Here is a 6,657-nt window from a genome sequence, read left to right as displayed (position 1 = left end):
CGGTCTGTACTGCTGTGAACAGTCAGAAGCCGGCTTTAGGTCCCACCCACCCCTTCGAGTCCTACCATACAAGCCGGCTTGCCGGCGATTCGAGGGCGCAGCCCTCGCCAGCGTCAACCCGGGCGAACGATCTCGCCCGTGGCCAGGTTACGAATCACACTCGGATTCTTCCGCCCCCCCAGCGCCCCCCCCAGCACCATGTCCAGGTCACCATGGAAATACTGCTCCACTCGCAACCGGCTCTTCGCCGCCGGGCGCCCGCCTGGGTTGCAAGAAGTGGAAATCAACGGCCCGACCAGCGCGCACAACTCGCGCACCTGCGGGTGATCACTGACCCGCAGCGCCACGGTGTCATGCTGCCCCGTCACCCACTCCGGCAACAGGTCCTGGTGCGGCACCAGCCAGGTATTGGGCCCAGGCCAGGTGCTGCCCATGCGGTCGATCCAGTCCTCTGGAAAATCCTCGAACAGGAAGTCGAACTGGCGGATGTTGTCGGCGACCAGGATCAGCCCTTTATCCACAGGCCGCGACTTGAGCGCCAGCAAGCGATACACCGCGTCCTCGTTCCATGGGTCGCAGCCCAGGCCCCAGACCGCTTCAGTCGGGTAGGCGATCACCGCACCGGCCCGAATCTCACGCGCGGCTTGTTGCACACGCCAACTGCTCACCATTTGTGTCTCTCCGCATTTAAGCCATGCGCGCAGTTTACTTAGCCAGCGCGGGCAAACCAACGCCCGGCTTCATTGGTCACCCGGCCCTCGAGCTCCAGCTCGGTCAATTGCGCCAGTACTTGCGCCAAGGGCAGCTCGCTACAAGCAGCCAGTGCCTCGCTGGTCTGCGGTGCAGCATGCAGCAAGGCAAGCAATGGATGGGACGGTTTATCCACAACTGCCGGCGGCAGGTTCTGCCAACCCTGCAAGCTTTCCAGTATCTGCCCCACACTTTCAACCAGCAGTGCGCCGTCGCGAATCAACTGGTGGCAGCCTTTGGCGCCGGGGTGGTGGATCGAGCCGGGAACGGCGTAAACCTCACGACCTTGCTCGGTGGCCAGGCGGGCTGTGATCAAAGAACCGCTGGCCAGGCTCGCCTCAACCACCAGCACGCCAAGTGACAGGCCACTGATGATGCGATTGCGTCGCGGAAAGTTACCCGGCAGCGGCCCGGCATCGAGCGGGTACTCGGAAACCAGCGTGCTACCGCTGTCGATCATCGCTTTGGCCAGGTCACGGTGGCGCTGTGGATAAAGTTTTTGCAGCCCGGTGCCTAACACACCGATCGTGCCTCCCCCGGCCTGCAATGCGGCCCGATGAGCGGCACCGTCGATTCCCAAAGCAAGCCCACTGGTGATGGTGAAGCCAGCCTGCGAGAGGTAACGGGAAAATGCCTTGGCGGTGTCGAGCGCCGGGGGTGAAGCACGCCTGCTGCCCACTATTGCCAGCTGTGGCCGTTCGAGCAAAGCCGGGTCGCCTGCGACGAAAAGCAGCGGCGGGGCATCATCGATTTCGCCCAGCAGCGCGGGGTAGCCAGGGCTGTCCCACATCAGCAAATGCTGGCCCGGACGCTCTATCCAGGCCATTGCAGCCAGCGCCCCGTCGCGTACTTCGGCACTGCGCCGGGCGTCGATGGTGGCCTGCGCAATGCCCAGCGCACGCCAGGCACCCGCCGGTGCACTGAGCGCTGAAGACGCACTGCCAAAGGCTTGCAGCAAGGTGTGAAAACGACGCAATCCCGTCTCGGGCAGGCGGTGTAGACGTAACCGCGCTTCCAGTTCGGCAGGCGGGCAAAGCGACGAATGGTGGAACGGCATAGAGATCATCCTTGATCGAAACAGGGCCATTTACGTGGCACAACCTGTGGATAAGTTTGTGGGTAACACTTTGAAAAGCTGTCCATTAAATGGACGCTATCAAGCCCATAAACACCCTAGACGAGCTTGCCAGGTGCCGAAATCGTCGATTCCCTTTATTATGTATGCTCAGTTTTCAACCGAACGCACAGTGATTGCCTGACCCTATGGCCATTTTGAACATTCTCGAATTCCCAGACCCGCGCCTGCGCACCATCGCCAAACCGGTGACGGAGTTCGACGACGCCCTGCGCCAGCTGATCGACGACATGTTTGAAACCATGTACGAAGCGCCTGGCATCGGCCTGGCTGCCACCCAGGTCAACGTCCACAAACAGATTGTGGTCATGGACCTGAGCGAAGACCGCAGCGAGCCGCGGGTCTTCATCAACCCGTCGGTCGAAGAGCTGACCCACGACATGGGCCAGTACCAGGAAGGCTGCCTGTCGGTGCCGGGCTTCTACGAGAACGTCGACCGTCCGCTGCGTGTGCGCGTCAAGGCGCAGGACCGTGACGGCAAGCCTTTCGAGCTCGAAGCCGAAGGCCTGCTGGCGGTATGCGTGCAGCACGAGTTCGATCACCTCAACGGCAAGCTGTTCGTCGACTACCTGTCGCAGCTCAAGCGCGACCGGATCAAGAAGAAGCTGGAAAAGCAGCACCGCCAGCAAGCCTGATCCCACCTTCCAGAAGGCTTGCTCCGGCAAGCCTTTTTCTTTTTTGAAGCGAGACCTCCATGCGCATCGTCTTTGCAGGCACTCCAGAGTTTGCCGCCGAACACCTCAAGGCCCTGCTCGACAGCCCCTACGAGATCGTGGCCGTCTACACCCAGCCCGACCGCCCGGCCGGCCGTGGCCAGAAGCTGATGCCAAGCGCGGTCAAAGCGCTGGCGGTGGCCCATGACATCCCGGTGTTCCAGCCGCCAACCCTGCGCAATGAAGATGCACAGGCGGAACTCGCCGCGCTCAAGCCGGACCTGATGGTAGTGGTCGCCTATGGCCTGATCTTGCCCCAGGTGGTGCTGGACATCCCACGCCTGGGCTGCATCAACAGCCACGCCTCCCTGCTGCCACGCTGGCGCGGCGCGGCGCCGATCCAGCGCGCCGTGGAAGCCGGCGACGCCGAGAGCGGCGTGACCGTGATGCGCATGGAAGCAGGCCTGGACACTGGCCCGATGCTGCTCAAGGTCGTCACACCAATCAGTGCCGAAGACACCGGCGGCAGCCTGCACGATCGCCTCGCCGCCATGGGCCCGCCAGCCGTGGTGCAAGCCATCGCCGGGCTGGCCGACGGCAGCCTGCAAGGCGAGGTGCAGGACGACGCCCTGGCCACGTATGCGCACAAGCTGAACAAAGACGAGGCACGCATCGACTGGAGCCGCCCGGCTGTGGAGCTGGAGCGCCTGATCCGCGCCTTCAACCCTTGGCCGGTGTGCCACAGCACTCTGGATGGCGAAAGCGTGAAGGTGCTGGCCGCCAGATTGTCCACAGGTGAAGGCGCCCCTGGCGAGATCCTGTCAGCCAGCAAAGACGGCCTCGTGGTCGCCTGCGGTGACCAGGCCTTGAGCCTTACCCGCCTGCAATTGCCTGGCGGCAAGGCCCTGGCCTTCAGCGACCTGTTCAATAGCCGCCGCGAGAAGTTCGCCACCGGCAAGGTGCTTGGCCAATGAACCCACGCCTCGCCGCCGCCCGTGCCTTGGCCGCTGTGCTCAGTGGCAAGGCCTCGCTGAACAGTTCGCTGCCAGCGCAACTGGACAAGGTCGAGGACCGCGACCGCGGCCTGACCCAGGACCTGGCGTTCGGTACCGCCCGCTGGCAGCCACGCCTGGACCTGCTCGCAGCCCAGTTGCTGCAGAAGCCGTTCAAGGCCGCTGATGCCGATGTGCAGGCACTGCTGCTGGTAGGCCTGTACCAGTTGTTCTACACGCGCATCCCGGCCCACGCCGCCATCGGCGAGACGGTCGGTTGCGCCGACAAACTGAAAAAACCGTGGGCCAAGGGCCTGCTCAACGCCGTGCTGCGCCGCGCCCAACGTGAAGGCGAGGCGCTGCTCGCCGGCATGGAACGCGACCCTGTTGTACGCACCGCCCACCCACGCTGGCTGCAGAAAGCCCTCAAGGCGTTCTGGCCCGAGCAGTGGGAAGCCATTTGCGCGGCCAACAACGCTCACCCGCCAATGATCCTGCGGGTCAACCGCCGCCACCACAGCCGCGATGCCTACCTTGCCCTGCTGACCGAAACCGGCGTTGGCGCCAGCGCCTGCCAGTTCAGCCGCGACGGCATTGTGCTGACTGAGGCCTGCGACGTGCGCAGCCTGCCGGGCTTTGCCGAGGGCTGGGTGAGCGTTCAGGACGAAGCCGCGCAGCTGTCGGCCGACCTGCTTGAACTGGCCCCCGGCCAGCGCGTGCTCGATGCCTGCTGCGCCCCAGGCGGCAAGACGTGCCACCTGCTCGAGGCAGAAGCGGGCCTTGCGCACCTGGTGGCCATCGACCTGGAAGCCAAGCGCCTGACCCGGGTGCGCGAGAACCTCGACCGCCTGCAACTGGACGCCGAACTGATCGCCTGCGACGCCCGTGACACCGCCAGCTGGTGGGACGGCAAGCCGTTCCAGCGCATCCTGCTCGACGCGCCGTGCTCGGCTACCGGCGTCATTCGCCGCCACCCGGACATCAAGCTGACCCGCCAGGCTGACGACATTCCGGCGCTGGCCGCGCTGCAGGGCGAGTTGCTCGATGCCCTGTGGCCGACCCTGGAAGTCGGCGGCATGCTGCTGTACGCCACTTGCTCCAGCCTGCCGACCGAGAATACCGAAGTGATCGAGGCCTTCCTTGCCCGCACGCCGGGCGCCCGTGAGCTGGACCTGGCCACAGAAGCTGGTATCCGCCAGCCCCATGGCCGCCAGCTGCTGGCCCAGGAAGGCGGCCATGACGGTTTCTACTATGCCAAGCTGATCAAGATCGCCGCCTCGCGCGGTTAAGAAAAAAGGTTAGGGAGTAGCGGATGAAGATAATCATCCTTGGCGCAGGCCAGGTAGGCGGTACGCTGGCAGAGCATCTGGCCAGCGAAGCCAACGACATCACTGTGGTCGATACCGACGGCGACCGCCTGCGTGACCTGGGCGACCGCCTGGATATCCGTACCGTGCAAGGCCGCGGCTCGCTCCCGACGGTCCTGCGCCAGGCCGGTGCCGATGACGCTGACATGCTGGTGGCGGTAACCAACAGCGACGAAACCAACATGGTCGCCTGCCAGGTCGCCTATTCGCTGTTCCACACGCCCACCAAGATTGCCCGGGTGCGTGAATCGGCCTACCTCACCCGCGAAGAGCTGTTCGACAACGACCACATCCCCGTGGACGTGCTGATCAGCCCCGAACAGGTGGTGACCAACTACATCAAACGGCTCATAGAACACCCAGGTTCGCTGCAGGTGATCGACTTTGCCGAGGGCAAGGCGCAACTGGTGGCGGTCAAGGCCTATTACGGCGGCCCATTGGTGGGCCAGCAGCTGCGCCAGATCCGCGCGCACATGCCCAACGTCGATACCCGCGTGGCCGCGATCTTCCGCCGTGACCGGCCGATCACCCCACGGGGCGACACCGTGATCGAGGCCGATGACGAGGTGTTCTTCATCGCCGCGAAGAAAGACATCCGCGCCGTGATGGGCGAGCTACGGCGCATCGACGAGACCAACAAGCGTGTGGTCATCGCCGGCGGCGGGCAGATCGGCGAACGCCTGGCAGAGGCCATCGAAAGCCGCTACCAGGTGAAGATCATCGAAATGAGCGCGGCCCGTTGCCGGCACCTCTCCGACACCCTGGAAAGCACCGTGGTGCTGCAGGGCAGCGCCTCGGACAAGGACCTGATGCTCGAAGAGAACATCGCCGATGCCGACATATTCCTCGCCCTGACCAATGATGACGAGGCGAACATCATGTCGTCACTGCTGGCCAAGCGGCTCGGTGCGGGCAAGGTGATGACGATCATCAACAACCCGGCCTACGTAGACCTCGTGCAAGGCGGTGAAATCGATATCGCCATCAGCCCCCAGCTGGCTACCATCGGTACCTTGCTGGCGCATGTGCGCCGTGGCGATATTGTCAGCGTGCACTCCCTGCGCCGCGGTGCGGCAGAGGCCATCGAGGCTGTGGCACATGGCGACTCGAAGTCGAGCAAGGTGATCGGCAAGGCCATCGAAGATATCGCCCTGCCGCCGGGCACCACCATTGGCGCGATCATCCGCGACGAGCAGGTGCTGATCGCCCACGACGACACAGTGATCGAGTCGGGTGACCACGTGATCCTGTTCGTTGTGGATAAAAAGCACATTCGCGACGTGGAGAAGCTGTTCCACGTCGGCTTGAGTTTCTTCTAGGGGAGGCGGGCATGCGCGAATCGCTGGAGAAAATGCTGGCCAAGGGTGTGGATAACCCGCTGCTGCGGTTCGGCCTGGGCAAGGCCTGGCTGGACGAGGGCAACGACGCCGAAGCGGCAGTGCACCTGGCCAGTTGCGTGGCACAGGACCCCAAGTATTCGGCAGCGTGGAAGCTGCTCGGCAAGGCGTATCAACTGCAGGGCGACCTGACGGCGGCGCGCAAGGCCTGGGAAGACGGGATCGTGGCGGCGCAGGCCCATGGGGACAAGCAGGCCGAGAAAGAGATGGCGGTGTTTCTCAAGAAGCTGAATAAAGCCTGAAATGCCGGGGCTGCTTTGCAGCCCATCGCCGGCAAGCCGGCTCCCACAAGTACAGTGCAGACCTCAAGAACTGCGCGTTCCCTGTGGGAGCCGGCTTGCCGGCGATAGGGCCGGTAAATCC

The 6,657-nt window shown here is 64.0% G+C and carries 7 protein-coding genes; 5 read left to right on the top strand and 2 right to left on the bottom strand.

The annotated features are described in order from the left end of the window. Nucleotides 1–113 precede the first annotated feature (113 nt). Nucleotides 114–671 carry an L-threonylcarbamoyladenylate synthase gene (locus EGJ09_RS26270; RefSeq protein WP_012312041.1) on the bottom strand — a complete coding sequence of 186 codons (558 nt, stop codon included), beginning with the start codon at nt 669–671 and terminating at the stop codon, nt 114–116. A 38-nt stretch (nt 672–709) separates the two neighbouring features. Continuing rightward, nucleotides 710–1,807, bottom strand: a complete 1,098-nt coding sequence (gene dprA / locus EGJ09_RS26265) for a DNA-processing protein DprA (RefSeq protein WP_125925172.1) — start codon at nt 1,805–1,807, stop codon at nt 710–712. A 206-nt stretch (nt 1,808–2,013) separates the two neighbouring features. Here dprA and def point away from each other — a divergent pair, with 206 nt between their 5' ends. From def to EGJ09_RS26240, 5 genes are read left to right on the top strand one after another with little or no spacing between them, the layout of a single operon-like run. Continuing rightward, nucleotides 2,014–2,520, top strand: coding sequence for a peptide deformylase (gene def / locus EGJ09_RS26260; protein ID WP_012312039.1), 507 nt, complete (start codon nt 2,014–2,016; stop codon nt 2,518–2,520). Between the two features lie 59 nt (nt 2,521–2,579). Continuing rightward, the gene (gene fmt / locus EGJ09_RS26255) at nt 2,580–3,512 is read left to right on the top strand and encodes a methionyl-tRNA formyltransferase (protein ID WP_039603240.1); all 933 of its coding nucleotides are present in this window, start codon (nt 2,580–2,582) and stop codon (nt 3,510–3,512) included. Next, nucleotides 3,509–4,819, top strand: coding sequence for a 16S rRNA (cytosine(967)-C(5))-methyltransferase RsmB (rsmB, locus tag EGJ09_RS26250; RefSeq protein WP_125925171.1), 1,311 nt, complete (start codon nt 3,509–3,511; stop codon nt 4,817–4,819). The genes fmt and rsmB overlap by 4 nt, the downstream gene beginning before the upstream one ends. Nucleotides 4,820–4,842: 23 nt before the next feature. After that, nucleotides 4,843–6,216, top strand: coding sequence for a Trk system potassium transporter TrkA (gene trkA / locus EGJ09_RS26245; protein ID WP_012312036.1), 1,374 nt, complete (start codon nt 4,843–4,845; stop codon nt 6,214–6,216). A gap of 11 nt (nt 6,217–6,227) precedes the next feature. After that, nucleotides 6,228–6,536: a tetratricopeptide repeat protein gene (locus tag EGJ09_RS26240; RefSeq protein ID WP_125925170.1), complete on the top strand. Its 309-nt coding sequence runs from the start codon at nt 6,228–6,230 to the stop codon at nt 6,534–6,536. Nucleotides 6,537–6,657 lie beyond the last annotated feature (121 nt).

The organism is Pseudomonas sp. p106 (assembly GCF_003936645.1).
Lineage (GTDB): Bacteria > Pseudomonadota > Gammaproteobacteria > Pseudomonadales > Pseudomonadaceae > Aquipseudomonas > Aquipseudomonas putida_E.
The sequence above is the reverse complement of the archived record's forward strand: the minus strand, read 5'-3'. Positions and strand labels throughout refer to the sequence as shown.

Excerpts from the sequence above, each read along its gene's own strand:
- EGJ09_RS26240 (WP_125925170.1), top strand. The coding sequence starts at position 6,228 with ATGCGCGAATCGCTGGAGAAAATGCTGGCCAAGGGTGTGGATAACCCG.
- trkA (WP_012312036.1), top strand. The coding sequence starts at position 4,843 with ATGAAGATAATCATCCTTGGCGCAGGCCAGGTAGGCGGTACGCTGGCA.
- dprA (WP_125925172.1), bottom strand. The coding sequence starts at position 1,807 with ATGCCGTTCCACCATTCGTCGCTTTGCCCGCCTGCCGAACTGGAAGCG.
- def (WP_012312039.1), top strand. The coding sequence starts at position 2,014 with ATGGCCATTTTGAACATTCTCGAATTCCCAGACCCGCGCCTGCGCACC.
- rsmB (WP_125925171.1), top strand. The coding sequence starts at position 3,509 with ATGAACCCACGCCTCGCCGCCGCCCGTGCCTTGGCCGCTGTGCTCAGT.
- fmt (WP_039603240.1), top strand. The coding sequence starts at position 2,580 with ATGCGCATCGTCTTTGCAGGCACTCCAGAGTTTGCCGCCGAACACCTC.
- EGJ09_RS26270 (WP_012312041.1), bottom strand. The coding sequence starts at position 671 with ATGGTGAGCAGTTGGCGTGTGCAACAAGCCGCGCGTGAGATTCGGGCC.